Below are 18,597 nucleotides of genomic sequence, written 5' to 3' on the forward strand. Positions count from 1 at the left end.
GCAATTTTAGCATCAGCCCGCAGGGACAGGACTCTTTTTTGCCGCTTCATCGTTAAAAATAAGCGCTTAGAGTGACTAAACTTATTATTTTTAACCTCGAATCGTCTAAAAAATAGTCGCTGTCAGTGCCATGGTCGAATGTTCAACACGCCCTATTATAACGATGGGTAGATCGATATTTGTGTCGCTCTATATTCGTATATACAATATTATTGTATTTAGTTTTAAATGCCTATCATAGAAATATGTTGCCAGCTTTGTTAATCATTGAGCTGGTAAGCTTTATTTATACTGATTTACAGCGTTTTTGCGCCTGTCCGTGACGCTAGCGCATACGATAAAATAAAACATGTGCTCATTTTATTTTTATCCTAATTCATATTGTTAAAATTACTTCGTCAAATTTTATACTGTCTATAAGGAGATTTTTGTGACCACTTGCGCCTCATCCGTCACCTACTCGCCGCGGCAACGCTGGGCAGCAGGACTCAAAAAAAGCGTGCCTGTCGCCATGGGCTATCTACCCGCAGGTATTGCTTTTGGCGTATTGGCACAGGTGGCAGGTGTCCCTTTATGGGCAAGTATGATGCTGAGTGTAGTGCTGTACGCAGGCGCAGCGCAGTATGCGTGTTTACCGATGCTCACGGCGGGGATGCCGATTGGCAGTATCGCAACCAATATCGCGGCGATTAATTTGCGTCATATTTTTTATGCCATGCCGTTGATGAGTGCGCTACCCAAGGCGCGCCTGCCACGTACATATTGTCTATTTGCCTTGACCGATGAGACCTTTTCGGTATTAACCAGCCTACCACACGCTGAGCGTGAGCAGCTGTTTGTGCCGATTAGTTTTTATAATCATATGTGGTGGGTGCTCGCAACGCTCATCGGTAGCAGTATCGGCGGTGCATTGGGCGAGCTGATACCGCACTTAGACTTTGCTTTACTGTGTTTGTTTGCCATTTTAGCGTATGAGCAGTTTGCCAATATTCAGCGCTATTTTCCGATAGTGATTGCAGCATTCGCCTTTGTCATCGCATCACTATTGACCGAGCATTGGGTATTACTTCTCGCCATTGGGATTTGTCTGTTATTGATTTTGGCGCGCGGTATGGTGCAGCCTGAGATACAAGGGGGTCATCATGACCAGTAGTTATCTGATTTTTGCGACACTCGCCATGGCAGCAGTGACCTTTGTGACCCGCGCTTCACCTGCATTACTGCCTAAGTCCTTACTTGATAAGCCGTGGCTGCACCGACTCAATGAGAGCTTGCCTCTGTCCGTATTGGTGCTGCTCATTTTGGGCAGTTTGGCAATTCCAACGCTATCTGATGTGCGGGCATCTGCTGAAGATACTCAGTTGTTACTGTCACAAATCGGCGCGTTGGCTGTGGTACTGGCGATTTATCATGTCAGCCGTCAGCTGCTGGTCAGCATGGTTGCGGGTATTGCCGCAATTAATGGCTTTATTTGGCTGTTTGCAAACGTGTTATAAAAGGCTGATTAACATCCATAAAAAAAGCTGAACCCCTTAGGATTCAGCTTTTCTATTATAAGTACAATAACGGCTTAAAACGCGTCAACGCCCGTCATATCTACAGGGGTATCGGCGACGACTTGTACGCCTTTTTTGCCTGTTTTGGCGGTTTCGCTACGGCGTTCTTGTAGGTAGTCCAAGTACGCTTGGTTGATCTGACCTGTGATATAGCAGCCATTAAATACCGCACAATCAAAGCCTTCTACGCGGCTGTGCTTGGTGTCTTTAACCGCATCAATCATGTCGTCAAGGTCTTGGAAAATCAAGCGATCCGCACCGATGATATCACGCACTTCTTCCACGCTGTGACCTGAGGCAATCAGCTCGGTACGCGCTGGCATATCGATGCCATAGACGTTTGGATATTTGACTGGTGGTGACGCGCTGGCGAAGAATACTTTTTTCGCGCCTGCATCGCGTGCCATTTGGATGATTTCATGGCACGTGGTACCACGAACGATAGAATCATCAACGAGCAAGACGTTTTTGCCTTTGAACTCTAACGGTACGGCACTGAGCTTTTGGCGTACTGACTTTTTGCGCTGCTGTTGCCCTGGCATGATAAAGGTACGACCGATGTAGCGGTTTTTCATAAACCCTTCACGGTATTTAACGTTCATCTTAAGCGCCAGCTCCATCGCTGAGGTGCGTGAGGTGTCTGGAATCGGAATCACCACGTCGATGTCGTGATCTTCGCCCCATTCACGCAAAATCTTTTGTGCCAAGGTCTCACCCATGCGCAGACGGGCTTTGTACACTGAGATGTTGTCAATAATAGAGTCTGGACGCGCAAAATACACATATTCAAAAATACATGGCGTGTATTCTTTTGCTTCCACGCACTGATGCGTGTGCAAGTTGTGGTTCAGATCAATAAAGATGGCTTCACCTGGTTTAACATCACGCACGATGCTAAAGCCTGAACCTGTCAAAGCGACTGATTCAGAGGCTACCATATATTCGGTGCCGCCATTTTCTGACATGCGCTTACCAAAGATCAGCGGGCGGATGCCGTTTGGATCACGGAATGCAAGCAAGCCATGGCCTGTAATCAATGCAACCACGCCATAAGCGCCCTCGACACGCTGATAAACCGATGATACCGCTTCAAAGATATCAGCAGCCGTTGGGTGGGTTTTGTTCAGGTTTTGCATCTCATGCGCAAGCACGTTGAGCAGCACTTCTGAATCTGAATCGGTGTTTAGGTGACGGCGGTCTTCTTGGTACAAAGATTTTGCCAAGCTTTCAGCATTGGTCAAGTTACCATTGTGTGCCAAGGTAATGCCATACGGTGAGTTGACATAAAAAGGCTGCGCTTCAGCACTGCTTGAGGTGCCCGCAGTAGGATAACGCACATGGCCGATACCAAACTTACCGACCAATCGTAGCATGTGACGAGTCATAAACACATCACGCACCATGCCGTTTTCTTTACGCAGATACAAGCGACCGTCTTGTAGTGTCACAATGCCTGCCGCATCTTGACCGCGATGCTGTAACATGGTTAAGGCATCATAAAGAATTTGGTTGACTGGCTCATGAGCTGCAACCCCAACGACTCCACACATAGCTATGTCCTATTTTAGACCATACATTAGTATTACGAGAATAAAGCAGCGTACAAGGATTGACGCTGCTTTATTTGACTACTTCGCCCATAACAGCGAAGGACAACCCTTGCGCGCCCAGCCTCGGACGCACAGACAGTATTCTTATATAACGAATATAATTAAGAGGCATTCATTTGCGCCCACGCTGCGCCGAACATATCGGCGGCTAAGCTTTTTGCCATTGGTGCATACGGCAACAGCTCAGGCGCAATCACAGAATTCTGCCACTGCGGCATCTGTAATAATAATGGCGCACCCGCGCTCATGATGACCAAGATAATCAAGGTATTCTTAGCAGCACCAAATACGCCGCCTGCCATTTTATCAAGGATACCCAAACGCAGTGTTTTCATAACGCCTGAAGATAAGGCCGCTGCCAAATGCATCGCTATCAGTACAACGACCGCAACGGCAATAAACGCAAGCGACAATTGCAGTGCAGGCGATTCGGTAAAGCCCGCCATCGCAGGGGCAACACTACTCGCCAGCTGCGTACCTGCAATGAGTGCGATAAACCAGCCAAACAGACCGACGGCAGTTTTAATCAAGCCTGCTTGAAAACCGCGCCACAATCCGATGAGCACCACCACTGCAATCATGATATCTAAGCCGCTCATAGTTACCGCCCTTTGTCCTTATCCTTCGTATACCTACTAGGGCGTGTCCCTAATTCAAGCGTTTATGACTAAATGGGGACACGCCCTAGATACAGATACTTTATTCGTCTATCGCGTCATAATAGCCGCCAATCGCTTGGACACATGACTGCACCAAACCTGGCCCGCGATAAATCAGGCCTGTATACAGCTGTACCAAGTCCGCGCCTGCTTTTATTTTCTTAACCGCTTTTTCGCCGCTATCGATACCGCCCACGCCAATCAAAGTCACCTTGTCTTCAAGCTGCTCAGAAAACTGACGTAAAATCTGGGTGCTACTGTGGCTGACAGGACGCCCTGACAAGCCGCCCGCTTGATCGCCATCAGGCAAGTCTTCAACGCCAGTACGCTTAAGCGTGGTATTGGTCGCAATCAAGCCATCAATCTCAAAATCAAGCAACTGCTGAGCGATATAATCAATCTGCTCTGGCTCAAGATCAGGCGCGACTTTCAATACAAGCGGCACATAAAAGCCGTATTTAGTTGCCAACTGGCTGTGGCGGTTTTTAATGGTGCTTAATAGTGCCGTTAATGCTTCGCCACTTTGTAAATCGCGTAAGTTTTTGGTGTTTGGTGAGGAGATATTCACCGTAATATACGAGGCATGCGGATAGACGCGCTCTAGGCAATAGACATAATCATCTGCTGCTTGCTCAACAGGGGTTACCGCATTTTTGCCGATATTGATACCGATATTGCCTTTGTATTTGCAGCGCTTGACATTATCAATCAAATAATCAACGCCGTGGTTGTTAAAGCCCATACGGTTGATAATCGCATCCGCTTGCTTTAGGCGAAACAGGCGCGGCTTGTCATTGCCCGCTTGCGGCTTTGGTGTCACGGTGCCTACTTCAATAAAGCCAAAACCAAGCTCAGCTAAAGCATCAATATAGTCGCCATTTTTATCCAGTCCCGCTGCCAGTCCCACAGGATTGGCAAATTGCAAACCCATACAATCGGTCGGCTGCATCGGCTGTCCGTACATCAGTCCCAGCGCATGCGCGCGATGTGCCTTATCTAACAATGACAGGGTCATATCATGAGCCTGCTCAGGCTCCATTTGAAATAAAAATGGGCGAAGTAAGGCGTAGGACATAGTGGGAGACAACCTTAATAATAATAGCGGGAGAGAGACAAAGCGCTGCGATTATATCAGCTTCACTGGCAGAAAACCAAAGATTCATTGGCTTCTCGCCAGCAAAACGGGCAAAAGCGACCTTCTGCCCTATCTTTGATGCCAGCGATACTTTTCATCGTGACGTTACGGTTGCCATTATGGCACAGGACGGCTATCCGCCAGCGCAATCCAGCCACGAATGATGCGGTACAAGTGCCAAATAATCGAAAAACCCATGATAAGTAAGCCAAAAACCAATAAGATGCCCGAGCCTTGGACGATATCACCCATATCTGCCATCATGCCGATGCCTATACCGCCCACTGAAGAGGCAATACACCAGATACCTGCAATAAACATCAAGATACTGTACCAAAAAGTCTTAATTTGCCAATCAAAATGGGTCGCCAGCCACGTGCCTTTGGCATCGTTGCGCTTCACATAGTTCATGACAATGGGCACAATCCACAACAGCCCCGCCGTAAAATAGCTAATAATGTATAAAAAGTAGGTAATGTGGTTATAGGTTACCAGCCCGCGGTATTTTTGTTCAGTCATTAGACACGCTCATATTGTTATTGGTTTTGTGACTGTTATGGGCGCGCGCGCAACGGTTTTCAAGTGATGACTGTCAAGCAGCGATAAGCAGGCTATTCATTTTGTCTTTAATTTTCATCATTATTTACCAAGTAGAGTGGATTCATTGTAGAAAGGCTGCAGCGAGATTTAAGGGTATTTTTTGTAGCATCGAAAGACGTAGTCACAGCAAGCCAGAAAAACGCCGTTAAATCGAACGCACTTATTATAAAGACTCTTTTTTATTAAGTATTGACTGTATTATGGATTTAAAATCTTATCTCAACAGTTGTTTGTCAACCGCTACTTATTAAGTGTCGCTTGTACTTGCATTATTTTGGTGTTGGGGTCTTGTTGTATCAGCAGCTGGCTAAACTGCCAGCCTTTGGCTTGGAGAGTAACCAAGGCGCTACTGACCTGCGCTTGGCTTGGTTGGCTAAAGCTGATTTGCACGCCATCGCCCACTGCCAGCACTTGCGGGCTACTGATACCCGATTGGCTGAGTAGAGCCGTCACCTGACTGGCAGCATCGACCGCCGCAGTATCGTCTTGAACGGCAGTTTGCGGGTCGATTTGGTCGGCTTGAGCGCGTAACCAAAAATAATCCGCCACCGCTTCTTGGTAGTCTTCTTTGCTGTCTTTAGCAGCTTGATGCAAGCTATAGCCGCCATAGCCACCCCCCACAAAGAGCAAAAACAGCCCCAAAATAACAAGCGCCCATCGGTCACGCGGCGGCAAGGCTTGCCAGCGTTCGAACAACTGCTGGCGTGTCTGCTGAATGGGTACAATAATGGCGTTTACTTTACTTGTGCCCACATCGCCGCTTACACGGCGCGATAGTCGCTTCATGCCCCGCTCCCGTTATTTGCTGTGGCATCCGCGCTGTCTACCATAATTTGTACATTACCATTAACTGTGCCCGTCTCAGTGCTATTGACCTGCTGTAGCTGCGCGTTGATGCCTTGCGTGCCAAGCGTCGTCACCAAGTCATCAAGGCTTTGGCGATTGGGCGCCAGCAGCTGCATTTGAATGGTAGCAGGCTGCACGTTCAGCGTTTGCGCGGTTACAGGCGATTGTTTTAACACAGGCGAGATGCGTGCTAATAGCGCCATATGCGCCGACTGGGTCGCTGTATCTTGGCGCAATTTGGGCTGCACTTGGGCTTGCAGTTTGGTTTTTGGATTCAGACGCTCGTTAGGAAACCACGCTTGATATTGGGCAATGGTGGCTTCTTTGGTCGCTTCGGTCGCTTGCTGGTAGCGGTAGATTTGAGCCGCATTGGTCGCCATTTGCAGCACCAAAGCCGCGAGCGCAACCATCAGGGCAACTTTAATATAAGGGGACAGTGCTGAGCTGGTTTCTTTCGCAAAAAAATTCAGCGCATGACGTTCAGGCGCAGTGATGGGCGCTGGCGTGTGATCATACGCTTCGATATTAATGGGCAGCTGCTGTAAGTCTTGCAATACCGCATCATCACGTACCGTACTGTCGCTGTTTGGCAGCAGCGCGACCGTCTGTAATAGCGGCATCGCTTCGAGCATCAGCGGCACATAGCCGAGCGCGCCACCGACGGCCAACGACTGCCGAAAAAGGGTGCTGTCCGTATCTTGATACAGCATGATTGCTGTACCGTTATTGACTTCAGGCATAGGCAATAAGACAAAATCAGGCAGCAGCGCATGCAGCGTCATACCGACCAATGCCAACGCCTGCTGCCACGCGGCAATATCATGACTGGCAATGGCGTACAGATGCTGCAAGGTATCAACGCCCAAAGCACTGCGGCGCACCACCAGTTCTGTTGGCGGCGTAATCGACAGCTCTTCAAACAGATATTGCTGACCACTTATGCCCAATTGCTTGAGCTGTGCGGCGTCTAATGCGCTACTGACATGCAAAGCGTGCGCTGAGGGAAAATACAGGCAGACATCCTTTTGTCCATGTGCGCCGTAGATGTCGTACAGCGCTTGCCAGTTTTCAACCGTATGCCATGCCTTATCCTCGATATGCCATACGAGTAGCGGGCTGTGCTGCGCACGTAACCAAACTTGTAACACCAAATATCGTCCTTATGTCATCGTCTATTGTGTGCGGCACATGCGCTGTATGGCTTAGCGTTTTTTATTAACACTTGTTTTGTACGATCAATATTTATCGCGATACGGATTTTATGGTTACGGCTGCTTGGGCACAAAGCGGTCAATCTCGGTTGCCATACCCATCATCACAAATTCTGTCTCAAACACGCGCGCCTCTGCCAAAGCAAACGACTCAGGATAATCACCTGTTAATAGCGCAGCAATGTGCGCGACAATCGACATGTGACAGACCACAATCATACAGTCGCTTTCATGTTCGCCCAATGTCTTTAACGCCTCGCGCGCATCGTCTTCGGGCGTGATGTTGTCTTGGGTGACAGGACTTAGCGCATTAAAGTAGCGATTAACCTGTGCGGCAGTTTGCTGAGCGCGTAGATATGGACTGACCACCAGCATATCCGCCTGATAATGCTCGGCAAGATAACTCGCCGTTTCAAGCGCTTGTGCTTGCCCGGAATCGGTCAGTTTACGCGCGCTGTCACTATCGACATTCGCGTAGCTCTCTGCCTGTCCATGACGCATTAAGATAATTTTCATATACTGCTCCACACCTTGGCAATAAATATAATGACACATCCACGCTTATACGCGCCTGACTATTATGCACCTAACGATACAAGCACGGTATGACAGGCGTGTGTCGTCTTTCTTTTACGCGCTTGTCTTATTTTTTATCTACGGTTTTATCTTCTTGCGCCGCTTGCATCTGCGCGCGCAAATCGGCGTTGCTGTGGTCGTGCGGCATAACAAATTCTACATCGCTGCGAAAGCCCGCTTCCATTAAGTTGAGCGCCACACCGAGCGCCCCTTTATCTTCATAAATCACAGCATACAGCGCGTGCGTGATGGGCATATAGATGCCCTCTTTGCTCGCCTTCTCATGGACTTGCTGAATGGTGTTAACGCCCTCAGCGGTCTGCCCTAACTTTTTAATGGCTGCGTCAATGCTCATGCCGCGCCCAAGCATATTGCCAATGCGGTAGTTGCGGCTTAGCTCTGAACCACAGGTGGCGTATAAATCACCCACGCCTGATAAGCCCAAGAACGTCAATGGATTCGCGCCCGTCTCAACGCCAAAGCGGCTCATCTCTGCCAAGGCACGCGTGAGCAGCATCGCTTTGGTATTCTCGCCCACATCGTACGCCGCCGCCATGCCCATCGCGATGGCATAGATATTTTTTAGCGCGCCGCCCAGCTCCACACCGCGAATGTCGTCACTGGCAAAGACGCGGAAAAAGGCACTGTGCAAGGCGGCTTGTACCGCATGACGGAGTAGCTCAGAATCACTGGCAATCACAGTCGCAGACGGCATGTTTTGCATAATCTCAACCGCAAGATTAGGGCCTGACATCACGCCAAAATTTACCTCAGGCAACTCTTCGCGGATGATGTCACTCATCAAGGCAAAGGTGTCTTTTTCCATACCTTTGGTCAGTGATACCAAGGCTTGACCTGTGATAAAGGGCTTGATGTTTTTGAGGGTTTGGCGAAATGCCATGCTGGGCACAGCCAAAAAGATAATGTCCTTATCCTTGACTGCTGTCTCAAGGTCATGACTGTATTTTAGGCGCTCATCGAGCTTATGTCCCGGTAAATACTTTTTGTTCATATTGAGCTTTGCCATGGATTTGACCGTGCGCTTGTTACGCACCCATAGTGTGGTATCGCAGCCATTACGGGCAGCAAGGTTGGCCATTGCTGTCCCAAAACTACCGCCGCCCAATACCGCAAGGCGCAGTTTGGTGGGGTCTTTTGGCAGTTGTGGCATGTTTTTTTCAACATCAACTTCGACCGTACTTGGATCCAGCTTACGGCGTGGTCGTGCCGTTTTTGCTGCACGACCGATGATACCTGCCAGCAGTCCGTTTTGCTTGTCCGTATTTGCCTTGGTCGCGGCTTTAAACTTTCGCACTGCACTGGTACTTTTTGGGGTATCGGCTGGCTCTTTATTGGCCTTTTTTGAGCTGGTCATGTTGATATATCCGTATTATATGCTGTTAATAATAATGTAAATTCGCTTTGGCGATGATGTCACTGCCCATTTAAATCAGGTCTATTTTAGGCAGACTTACGACTCAAAACGTGTGAGCGCACTGATGTCAATATCGCCACGTGTGGGCATATCGCATACGCTGCTGCCAGTATAGACAAAGGCCGTCACGTAGTCCTGCTCGCCAACACCAAAATAGGCTTTTACCGCTGGTTCATTACATAACAAACCAGTGCGCCATACGGTGCTAAAACCTTGTGCTTTGAGTGCCAAAATTAAATTCTGTACTGCCGCGCCTGCGCTAAGCAGCTGCTCAAACGGTGGTACTTTTTCGTGCTCTTGCATGTGTGTCACTACAGTAATAATAACGGGCGCACGTAGTGGCATATTTTGGGTTTTGGTACGTTCTTTGTCCGATAGTTCGCGACCTTCGGCATTGGCTTTGTCTTGGGCTGCAGTAAGTAGCGCATCCCCCAAGCGGTGACGCGCATTGCCTGTCGTCACAATAAAGCGCCAAGGCTGCAATTTTTTGTGATCGGGCGCGGTGGCCGCGCATTCAATGGCAGCCGCAATCTGTGCGTGATTGGGCGCAGGAATATTAAGATTGCCAATACTGCGTCTGGACTTAATCCAGTTGATGACCTGCTCGTCGGTTACTTTTGCATTGATATTTAGTGCTTGGGTATCATCTTGGCTCATTATAATATCCTTTTTATTGTCTGCGTGATTTAGGGCGTGTCTTCATTTTAAAAATGGTGATAAAAATGCGATAAATCAAAGGCAAACAAGGAAAATAGCGCCGGCAATATCGAGATATTGACTAGCTATTTGACACCGTTTGCCAAAGATTTAGCCATTTTTAGCCCATTTAGCCGTAAGCGTTTGAATTGAAGACATGCCCTAGGCTTCATCTAAGTGATGTGGCATTTTTAGATACTCTTCCGATTGCATCTCTAGCAGACGCGAGCGCGTACGCTCAATCTCAAAGGCAAGTTTTTCGCCTTGATACAGCTCAAGGATGGACTGCTCTGCACGCACCAACAGCTTTACCTTGCGGTCATAAAACTCATCAACCAAATAAATAAAACGCCGTGTCGGGTCGCGCATATCATCATTCAGCGCAGGCACATTGTCTACCAACACGGTGCTATAGCAATGCGCAATCTCAATAAAGTCCGCTGCTGAGCGAGCATCCATACACAAATGACGAAACTCACAAAATAAAATGGTCTCGGTGCGCGCATTGATTTTAATCTCTCGCCCATTAATCACAATCGGCTCGCGGCTGATGGTCAGATTGTTGGTTAAGGTAGCAAAGCGATTGGCAAGCCAGTGGTGATTTTCTTTGGTCAGCGGGTATTTGTACAGCTCGGCTTGTTGCAGCACGCGCAAGCGATAATCAATGCCCGAATCAATATTCATCACCGTGGTATGCGCCTCAACCTCTTTAATCGCAGGCAAAAAGCGGTCACGATGCAGACCATCTTTGTACAGTCCCGCAGGCTCGATATTGGAAGTCGCCACCAAGGTTACGCCGCGCTCAAAGAGCATGGTAAAGAGGTCGCCCAAAATCATCGCATCTGAAACGTTAGAGACAAAAAACTCATCAAAACAAATCACCACCGCTTCATGATGGATAATATCCGCAACTTTTTCTAAGGGGTCGCTTTGTCCTTGTAGTTTATTAAGCTCGTGATGCACGCGTTTCATAAAATGGTGAAAATGCTGACGCGTCTTGCGCTCAATATCGAGTGAGTTGTAAAACATGTCCATCATCCATGTTTTACCACGGCCGACCCCGCCCCACATATATAACCCCTTTGGCGCTTGCGGCTTGGCTTTTAAAAAGCTAAAAAATCCCTTTTTTTGCTGCGCGTTTTGTTGCAGCTCATGATAAACCTTATCAAGATAGGCCATCGCTTGATATTGCTGCTCGTCACGGCTAAATTCATCGGTCGCAATGGCGGCTTCATAACGCTGCAAAGGGGATTGTTTCATACAGTGACTCATTGTTAATCAAGGGATTGAATTAAAATATATCAAGGTTGCGCGCTCAAGACAGAAATAAGAGTCGAGCGCTAAAACCTTTTTAAACTAGGCGCTGTGTTTTTCTAGCTGTGTTTCTCCAATAACTGCTTTAACTCAGGCAAGCGTCCATGAAAAAAGTGCCCTGCGCCTTCAATAACTGTAGTATCAATACCCATACGCTCGGCAAAGTCACGCATATTGTCAGGCTCAATGATTTTATCGGCATCGCCATAAATCTGGAACGTATCAGCCGTCGGCAGTGTCAAGTCATCGGTGCTGTTCTTTTCAATCGATGGGGCAATCAGCGCCACACGCTGTAGCTCAAAATCATCTAAGCCCCAAATGTGCGGTACGGTAATCATCTGCTCTGCAACCCGCGCGGTCACATAGCCGCCGAACGAAAAGCCGCCGAGCCACAATTTGCGCGCGTTCGTCTGTCCTGCAATCCATTGTAACACGGTCATGGCATCAATGATTTCACCATTGGCATAGTCGTGCTCGCCAGTCGATTGCCCCACCCCGCGGAAATTAAAACGCACCACGTGCATGCCGTTGTCACGGGCAAAGCGGTACATAGTAGTCACGACTTTATTATTCATCGTGCCTGCAAATAGCGGGTTTGGATGACACAACAAGGCGACTGTATCGGTTGCAGGGTCATTGGGATTGTCATTTTGCCAAAGGGCATCGACTTCGAGTACGCCCTCTGGGGCAGGAATTAAAGGCATAAGTATGGTATCTGTTAAAAATGGATAGACCAATTATCCTAGATATGGTTTATATTTCAAGTCATTTGCTGTGTATTGCTTGGGTTTTGTTAGATGCCAAGCCCTTTGTCACCCACTCCCTTATTTCTTTCATTCGCGTTTTAGCACTTTTATAGCCATCAAGCTGCTGATAAACACTCGCAACATTGTTGTAACAGCGCACACAATAACGCTGTAGACGTTGCAAATGGGCATACGCTACAGTAAATCATCTTTTTACCAGTTATTCTGTTTACCGATTATTTAGGACTGCATTATGACAATGATTACAATGCCTCGCTTAGGGAACAAGCTTCTTGCCAGCACCAGCATTTTGACGGGGGCATTATTTTTAAGTGCCTGTCAAAGTACGCCTTCATCACCTGTCATTCAGCGCGCCAACTCGACTTATGAAACCACAGGCATCGCCTCAACCAAAGTACGCGCTCAAGAAAATGCGTTAGAGAGTGCTAAGAAAACCTGCGGCTCACGTCAAGTTATCGTGCTTGATGATGAAGTCAAATACAACGGTCTGTTGGATGAGCGTGCAGGGCGTGTGGTCGGACAAGTCGGTGCGGTGGTTGGCAGTATCTTTGGGACAGGCTCGCCGCAGCTGTCGCGTGATGATGATTATGAATATACTGTCAGCTTCCGTTGCCAGTGATTTCGTTACGTTATTTAAATACTAACAACAATACCGCCGCTTATACATTAAGCCGCGGTATTTTTTTGGCAATTTGAAAAGTCAAAGCAATTGGGCTACGCTTTTTCATTTTGTTTTGATGTTGGTTTTGGTAGGGATTGTGCGCCAATGGCTGCCGTTTGCGAGTAGCTGTGCTATCTTATGCTTTTTATTAATCAATAAAGACCCAGCCCTATGCGAAAACCCAATTTGAGCCGTCTGTCCGAAGCAAAAGTACAACATGATGCGCCCGATATGTCCACGCTTGAAGGCGAGCTGTCGGCGATGGATCATGCGCTTGAGGATACGGTACTGCGCTTAAGCGACTATCTCTCGGCGGTCGATATGGTCATCAGCCAGACCTTTGACCACCGCGTATGGGTCAAGGCAGAGATTCGTAACTTATCGAGCAAGGGCGGACATTACTACTTTGAGCTGGCAGAAAAGGACGATGCAGGTAAAGTGGTCGCCAGCTGCCGTGGCACACTGTGGCGCTCACTTGCCCCGCGTGTATTACAGAAGTTTGAGCGCGGCGCGGGTATGACCTTGGCGCGAGACTTAACGGTATTGTTAAAGGTGTCAGCGCGCTTTCATCCGCAATATGGCTTTTCTTTAAACATCGAAGACATTGACCCCAGCTACACGCTTGGCGATTTGGCGCAGCAGTATGCGGCGATTTTTGAACGCTTGTCAGGTGAAGGCTTGCTTGAGCGCAATAAAGCCCTGCCCGCGCCCTTTGATATTGAGCATGTGTTGGTCATCGCCCCTGAAAAAGCGGCAGGTTTGGGCGACTTTCGCGCCGATGCGGACAGACTGATGCGACATGGCGCGTGTCAGTTTCACTATCATCACGCCACGTTTCAGGGCAATCATGCGCCCGCCGAGATACGCCAAGCCATCGTGAGTGCGCAGCAGCAGTTTGCCACGACTTATGAGCGCGCCCCTGATTTGCTGGTCATCATTCGTGGTGGCGGCGCGGTCGGCGATTTGGCTTATCTGAACGATTATGAGCTTGCTGCGTTGGTCGCTGAACTGCCGATGCCTGTATGGGTCGGTATCGGGCACGAGCGCGACCGCGTGATGCTCGATGAGGTTGCGCACACCAGCTTTGATACCCCATCAAAAGTGATCGCCGCGATTATTACTCACTTATCGACCCTTATCAATCAAACCGTACAATACCAAGCGCGCATTTGGCAAGCAGCGCAGCAGCAGTTATCCAGCGCTCGCCAGCACACTACCAGTACGCTTGCTAATATTCAAGCGAATACCAAAGGCGCATTAACCGCCGCCAAAAAAGACTGTCAATACGCATGGCAAACCACCGAACATAGCGCTCGCCAGCAGCTAAAACGTGCGCGTACGGCCTCAAGCAATCACTACCAGAGCATCCACGACCAAAGTCAGCAGCAATTACGCCGCACCCGCCAGCACGTCCATGATACCCAGCAGCGTATTAGCGGATATGCCTATCAGCAGCTTGCCAGCGCCCATGCCAGCAGTCGCCATCTGCGCGATATTATTATGGTGCAGCAGCCAACCCGTTTATTGCAACAAGGCTACGCCCTCGTACAGAGTGAGGCGCGCTATATCAGTAGCATTGATGCGGTAAGCACGGGCGATACTATTAGCATCACCGTCAAAAACGGACGCATTGATGCCCGCGTGACGGCAACCGAGGCGACAAGTGAAACGACAGAACAGGTAACACACCCCACATTTACGAATACGCAAAACATTACGCAGTGCTAACAATGGTCACTCAGCTTAGTGACCACAGCAGTCTATAAACCCTTTTACTTTGCTTTACTTAAGGAAATCGTATGAGCACCACCCCAAAAAGACGCAAAAAGGCCGCACCAAAAAACTTTAAGGCTGCCTATGAGATATTGCAGCGTAACGCCACTGAGCTACAGCAGCAAGATACGCCTGATATTGATAATCTCATGACCACAGTCGAAGAATCCATCGCTGCTTACCGCGTGTGCGAAGCGCGTATCAATGCGGTACAAGAGGCATTGGACGCCGCCTTTGCTGAACAAGATGCAAGTGTGCATGACCATGAAACGCCAGCCAGCCAAAACAGCTAGTGCATTTTTAAATAAAAAAAGGCGCTTTATAGCAATAAAGCGCCCTTTTTGTCTTCGCGGTGTTTATACGACTGTCGTTACCAAACCTCTCAATCAGGCGTATCAATCTCAAACACTTGACGCAAATACGCCAAATAGGTGTCATTGGTAATCATGGTTTTGCCTGGGCTGTCAGAAATTTTTGCCACTGGCTGTCCATTACATTCTACCAATTTGAGCACGATATTGATTTGTGTTAACCCCATGTCATTGGTTAGATTGGTACCGATGCCAAAGCTCGTGCGAATGCGCTCTTTAAAGTATTGATGCAGCTGCCACGCTTTGGTTAAATCCAAGCCATCACTAAAGGTCAAAATCTTGGTTTTTGGGTCAATTTTTAGCTGCTCATAATGAGCAATCGCCTTATCGCCCCACACATACGGGTCGCCACTGTCATGGCGCAAACCATCAAAGAGCTTGGCAAAATAAAGGTCAAAATCGCGTAAAAACGCATCCATACCCACCACATCTGTGAGCGCAATGCCCAAATCACCCCGATACTCACGCACCCACGCCTCAAGCGCGGCTGTTTGCGAGTTGCGCAGACGCACATCAAGCGCCTGAAACGCCTGCATAAATTCATGTGCCATCGTGCCAATCGGCGTCATGTTTAATGTTTTGGCCAATAACACATTGGACGTACCACCAAAGATACTGGGCGATGCTTCACGTAAGGTATCGACCACATGCGCTTGCCAGCTTTTACTAAAACGGCGACGCGTGCCAAAATCTGCCACAATAAATGGCGGCACATCGTCACGCTGAATCTGCGCATAATGTTTTAGCTGCGCGGCTTTACTGTCAAGGCGGCGCTGACCTTCTGCCAAGACGTCTGGTGTGGTCAGAGCGTTATAATACAATTCATTGACAATCGCCAAAACGAACACTTCAAAAAACATCGCCTGAATCATTGGTCCTTCAATATCAATGCAAAGGCGTGATTTGCTATCGATACTGACGGTAATGAAACGGCGTTTGAGCTGAAACAGCTCTAAGTAATCCACAAAATCAGAGCGAATAAAACGCAGATGGCGCAAATACTCCAGCTCATCAGGCAAAAAGCGCAGCTGGCACAGGCTATCTAACTGATGCTCTAAGGACTCTTTAATATTTGCAAGTGGATAAGCGGTCTCTTTATTATTACGGCAACGGAAGCGGTAGACGCTATGCGTCTGCGGAAACTGGTGCAACATGGCCTGTAGCATCGTAAATTTGTACAAGTCATTGTCTAATAGTGAGGTAATGATAGGTTCGTGAGTAATGGTCATGCCAAAGCCTTAAAGCACAAGAATAAAAATCAATACGAGAGTATGGGCGTCTTTGGTTCACAAACTCCAATCCAAGCAAACGACCAGCCAGCACAAGGCGTTTAGTATAACGAAGTTTGTTGTGTTTTGCAGGCTTTCCCCACTAGCGGTACAAAACGTCACGCAGCTTTACTAACCACTTATGCGCCCACAAAAAAAGACAGCGCTGTGGCTGTCTTTTTTGATAACAACAAATATCGGTAAGATGCGATGCTTTGGGACGCCTTACATACTGGTACTGCTTCTGTCTGTTTTAATCAAAGGAATCAGCGGCGCATAACCCGTCTGCGACATTCTAGAAACAGGAATAAACTGTAGCGCCCCACCATTAATGCAGTAGCGCAGCCCGCCACGGTCTTTTGGCCCATCATTAAACACATGCCCCAAGTGCGAATCGGCAACCCGTGAGCGCACTTCGATACGCGTCATATTAAAGGTGGTGTCTTTGTGCTCAGTAATCACCTGCGGGTCGATTGGCTTGGTAAAGCTTGGCCAACCGCAGCCTGAGTCGTATTTATCGGTGGACAAAAATAGCGGCTCGCCACTGACCACATCAACATAAATGCCTGGCGCAAACAGATGATCATACTCATGACTAAAGGCGCGCTCTGTGCCTGACTTTTGCGTGATGTCGTACTGCGCTTCGGTTAGCGTTTCTTTTAAGGCGTTTTTATTGTAATTGGCGTAGCGCGAAGCCTTTAGCGTATCAGTAATGCTCGTTGCGGGCGCAAGCGTACGGGGCTGTTTATCGTCACCCAGCTTGTCATCAGCGAGGCTTAAATCAATATGACAATAACCATTGGGGTTCTTAGCCAAATAGTCTTGATGATACATCTCCGCTAAGTAAAAATTATCCAACGGCTGCTCTTCAACGACGATTTTTTCTTTGTAATCTTGCTGTTTGTTGGCAATAACCTGATCAATAATCTCCTTATCCGCCGCATCAGTGTAATAAATACCTGTACGATACTGTACCCCGCGATCATTGCCTTGTTTGTTCAAACTGGTAGGATCAATCACACGAAAATAGTAATCAAGTACCGTCTCAAGATCAATCTTGTCGGCATCATAAGTCACCTTGACTGTCTCTGCATGCCCTGAACCATCGATCACTTGCTCGTAGCTTGGGTCTTTAATTTTGGGATTGCCGTTGGCATAACCAGAGACCGCATCGACCACACCCGCCACGCGCTCCATGTACGCTTCAACCCCCCAAAAACAGCCACCCGCCAAGTAAATGGTGCGCGTATTGATAGGTTTGCCGTTGGCATTATAATAGACATCGCCTTTTTTCTTGATTTCTTTGACTTCACTATTGGTCGGTGTACTCTCTGGCTTGGCTTTGCCCGATTTTAAATCAGCAAAGTCATTGCTGGCATTGTCTGCCAAGGCATAGGCTTGCTCAGACGTGAGATTGCCTTTGACCAAATGCACCAAATTGCCTTGCTTATCCAAAATTGCCCAGCTCGGATACACTTGCACGCCCAGCTGCTTAATCAGTGTGCCTGTATCATCAATGAGTACTGGCAGCTTCGGAAAATCTTTTTGTACGCCGCTATACCATGTTGTAAATTCGGCCGTGTTTTTCTCATTTAAATGTCCAGGGCTTGCAACCGTTACCAAGTTGACATTAGCAAAGCGTGGATCAGTGCGCCAGCGCTCCGCCTCCTCCAGCGTACCCAAACACAGGGGACACCAGTTCGCCCAAAACTTAACCAGCGTCGGCTTGTCCTCATCGATGATTGCTTTTCCTGAGTCGCCCAAGCCTGCGGTCAACTGAGGCAACGCTTGGAGGCGCAGCAAGGTGTCAGACGGCAACATATCACGAGAACGGGTCACACCGCTATTGTCGGTAGTATTGACTCGACTGGCCGATTCGCTGGGCTGACAACCAATCAGTAGACCTGCGCTAGAGAGCACACAAGCAGACAACCACTTCCGTGCACGCCCATGTTGCATCTTGTTTTTAAAAGGCAACATGGACATACCAGAAGCATTGTTCGAATGGTTGTTAAAATGATTTGGCATAAGCTACCTTATTCTATAAAAGCCCAATTGCACGCTTTGTGGTCTAAAATCCTGATAACTTAGACAACATAGCCATTGGCTAAACTCGTCT

General features: G+C 48.2%; 18 protein-coding genes. 5 read left to right on the plus strand and 13 right to left on the minus strand.

The genetic code is table 11. The features are described from left to right. Nucleotides 1-511: 511 nt before the first annotated feature. Together JIE71_RS06790 and JIE71_RS06795 are read left to right on the plus strand one after the other, a co-directional pair. Nucleotides 512-1,153 carry an AzlC family ABC transporter permease gene (locus tag JIE71_RS06790; RefSeq protein ID WP_199508020.1) on the plus strand — a complete coding sequence of 214 codons (642 nt, stop codon included), beginning with the start codon at nucleotides 512-514 and terminating at the stop codon, nucleotides 1,151-1,153. Beyond that, the gene (locus JIE71_RS06795) at nucleotides 1,143-1,496 is read left to right on the plus strand and encodes an AzlD domain-containing protein (RefSeq protein ID WP_199507985.1); all 354 of its coding nucleotides are present in this window, start codon (nucleotides 1,143-1,145) and stop codon (nucleotides 1,494-1,496) included. Before JIE71_RS06790 ends, JIE71_RS06795 begins: the two co-directional genes overlap by 11 nt. A gap of 74 nt (nucleotides 1,497-1,570) precedes the next feature. Here the strand turns inward: JIE71_RS06795 and purF are convergent, their stop codons facing one another. The 11 genes from purF to JIE71_RS06850 form a co-directional block, all read right to left on the minus strand. Beyond that, nucleotides 1,571-3,106 carry an amidophosphoribosyltransferase gene (gene purF / locus JIE71_RS06800; RefSeq protein ID WP_199507986.1) on the minus strand — a complete coding sequence of 512 codons (1,536 nt, stop codon included), beginning with the start codon at nucleotides 3,104-3,106 and terminating at the stop codon, nucleotides 1,571-1,573. A 161-nt stretch (nucleotides 3,107-3,267) separates the two neighbouring features. Continuing rightward, the gene (locus tag JIE71_RS06805) at nucleotides 3,268-3,765 is read right to left on the minus strand and encodes a CvpA family protein (protein ID WP_199507987.1); all 498 of its coding nucleotides are present in this window, start codon (nucleotides 3,763-3,765) and stop codon (nucleotides 3,268-3,270) included. Nucleotides 3,766-3,865: 100 nt separating this feature from the next. Next, a complete protein-coding gene (locus JIE71_RS06810) occupies nucleotides 3,866-4,900 on the minus strand; it encodes a quinone-dependent dihydroorotate dehydrogenase (RefSeq protein ID WP_199507988.1) in 1,035 nt (344 codons plus the stop codon). Between the two features lie 177 nt (nucleotides 4,901-5,077). Then, on the minus strand, nucleotides 5,078-5,479 hold the full coding sequence (locus JIE71_RS06815) for a DUF4870 family protein (RefSeq protein WP_199507989.1): 402 nt from the start codon (nucleotides 5,477-5,479) through the stop codon (nucleotides 5,078-5,080). A 321-nt stretch (nucleotides 5,480-5,800) separates the two neighbouring features. Continuing rightward, the gene (gspM, locus tag JIE71_RS06820) at nucleotides 5,801-6,346 is read right to left on the minus strand and encodes a type II secretion system protein GspM (RefSeq protein ID WP_199507990.1); all 546 of its coding nucleotides are present in this window, start codon (nucleotides 6,344-6,346) and stop codon (nucleotides 5,801-5,803) included. Further along, the gene (gspL, locus tag JIE71_RS06825) at nucleotides 6,343-7,554 is read right to left on the minus strand and encodes a type II secretion system protein GspL (RefSeq protein ID WP_199508021.1); all 1,212 of its coding nucleotides are present in this window, start codon (nucleotides 7,552-7,554) and stop codon (nucleotides 6,343-6,345) included. Before gspL ends, gspM begins: the two co-directional genes overlap by 4 nt. Before the next feature lie 117 nt (nucleotides 7,555-7,671). After that, nucleotides 7,672-8,133: a phosphohistidine phosphatase SixA gene (gene sixA, locus JIE71_RS06830; protein ID WP_199507991.1), complete on the minus strand. Its 462-nt coding sequence runs from the start codon at nucleotides 8,131-8,133 to the stop codon at nucleotides 7,672-7,674. Nucleotides 8,134-8,260: 127 nt separating this feature from the next. After that, nucleotides 8,261-9,568 (minus strand): NAD(P)H-dependent glycerol-3-phosphate dehydrogenase, encoded by a 1,308-nt coding sequence (locus tag JIE71_RS06835; protein ID WP_199507992.1) that lies wholly within the window; start codon nucleotides 9,566-9,568, stop codon nucleotides 8,261-8,263. Between the two features lie 96 nt (nucleotides 9,569-9,664). Beyond that, on the minus strand, nucleotides 9,665-10,285 hold the full coding sequence (locus JIE71_RS06840) for a nitroreductase family protein (protein ID WP_199507993.1): 621 nt from the start codon (nucleotides 10,283-10,285) through the stop codon (nucleotides 9,665-9,667). Nucleotides 10,286-10,486: 201 nt separating this feature from the next. Then, nucleotides 10,487-11,584, minus strand: a complete 1,098-nt coding sequence (zapE, locus tag JIE71_RS06845) for a cell division protein ZapE (RefSeq protein WP_199507994.1) — start codon at nucleotides 11,582-11,584, stop codon at nucleotides 10,487-10,489. Between the two features lie 113 nt (nucleotides 11,585-11,697). Beyond that, on the minus strand, nucleotides 11,698-12,342 hold the full coding sequence (locus tag JIE71_RS06850) for an alpha/beta hydrolase (protein WP_199507995.1): 645 nt from the start codon (nucleotides 12,340-12,342) through the stop codon (nucleotides 11,698-11,700). A gap of 301 nt (nucleotides 12,343-12,643) precedes the next feature. On the opposite strand from JIE71_RS06850, the gene JIE71_RS06855 reads away from it, so the two are divergent. From JIE71_RS06855 to xseB, 3 genes are all read left to right on the plus strand, one after another. Further along, on the plus strand, nucleotides 12,644-13,024 hold the full coding sequence (locus tag JIE71_RS06855) for a hypothetical protein (protein WP_199508022.1): 381 nt from the start codon (nucleotides 12,644-12,646) through the stop codon (nucleotides 13,022-13,024). A 213-nt stretch (nucleotides 13,025-13,237) separates the two neighbouring features. Further along, the gene (gene xseA, locus JIE71_RS06860) at nucleotides 13,238-14,794 is read left to right on the plus strand and encodes an exodeoxyribonuclease VII large subunit (RefSeq protein WP_199507996.1); all 1,557 of its coding nucleotides are present in this window, start codon (nucleotides 13,238-13,240) and stop codon (nucleotides 14,792-14,794) included. 71 nt (nucleotides 14,795-14,865) lie between these two features. Further along, nucleotides 14,866-15,132 (plus strand): exodeoxyribonuclease VII small subunit, encoded by a 267-nt coding sequence (gene xseB, locus JIE71_RS06865; RefSeq protein WP_199507997.1) that lies wholly within the window; start codon nucleotides 14,866-14,868, stop codon nucleotides 15,130-15,132. A gap of 89 nt (nucleotides 15,133-15,221) precedes the next feature. Here the strand turns inward: xseB and pncB are convergent, their stop codons facing one another. Continuing rightward, nucleotides 15,222-16,439 carry a nicotinate phosphoribosyltransferase gene (gene pncB, locus JIE71_RS06870; RefSeq protein ID WP_199507998.1) on the minus strand — a complete coding sequence of 406 codons (1,218 nt, stop codon included), beginning with the start codon at nucleotides 16,437-16,439 and terminating at the stop codon, nucleotides 15,222-15,224. A 264-nt stretch (nucleotides 16,440-16,703) separates the two neighbouring features. Next, entirely contained in the window at nucleotides 16,704-18,506 is a 1,803-nt protein-coding gene (gene msrAB, locus JIE71_RS06875) for a bifunctional peptide-methionine (S)-S-oxide reductase MsrA/peptide-methionine (R)-S-oxide reductase MsrB (RefSeq protein ID WP_228284577.1), read from the minus strand. Nucleotides 18,507-18,597: the final 91 nt, after the last annotated feature.

It is taken from the genome of Psychrobacter sp. bablab_jr014, from assembly GCF_016464015.1.
Lineage (GTDB): Bacteria > Pseudomonadota > Gammaproteobacteria > Pseudomonadales > Moraxellaceae > Psychrobacter.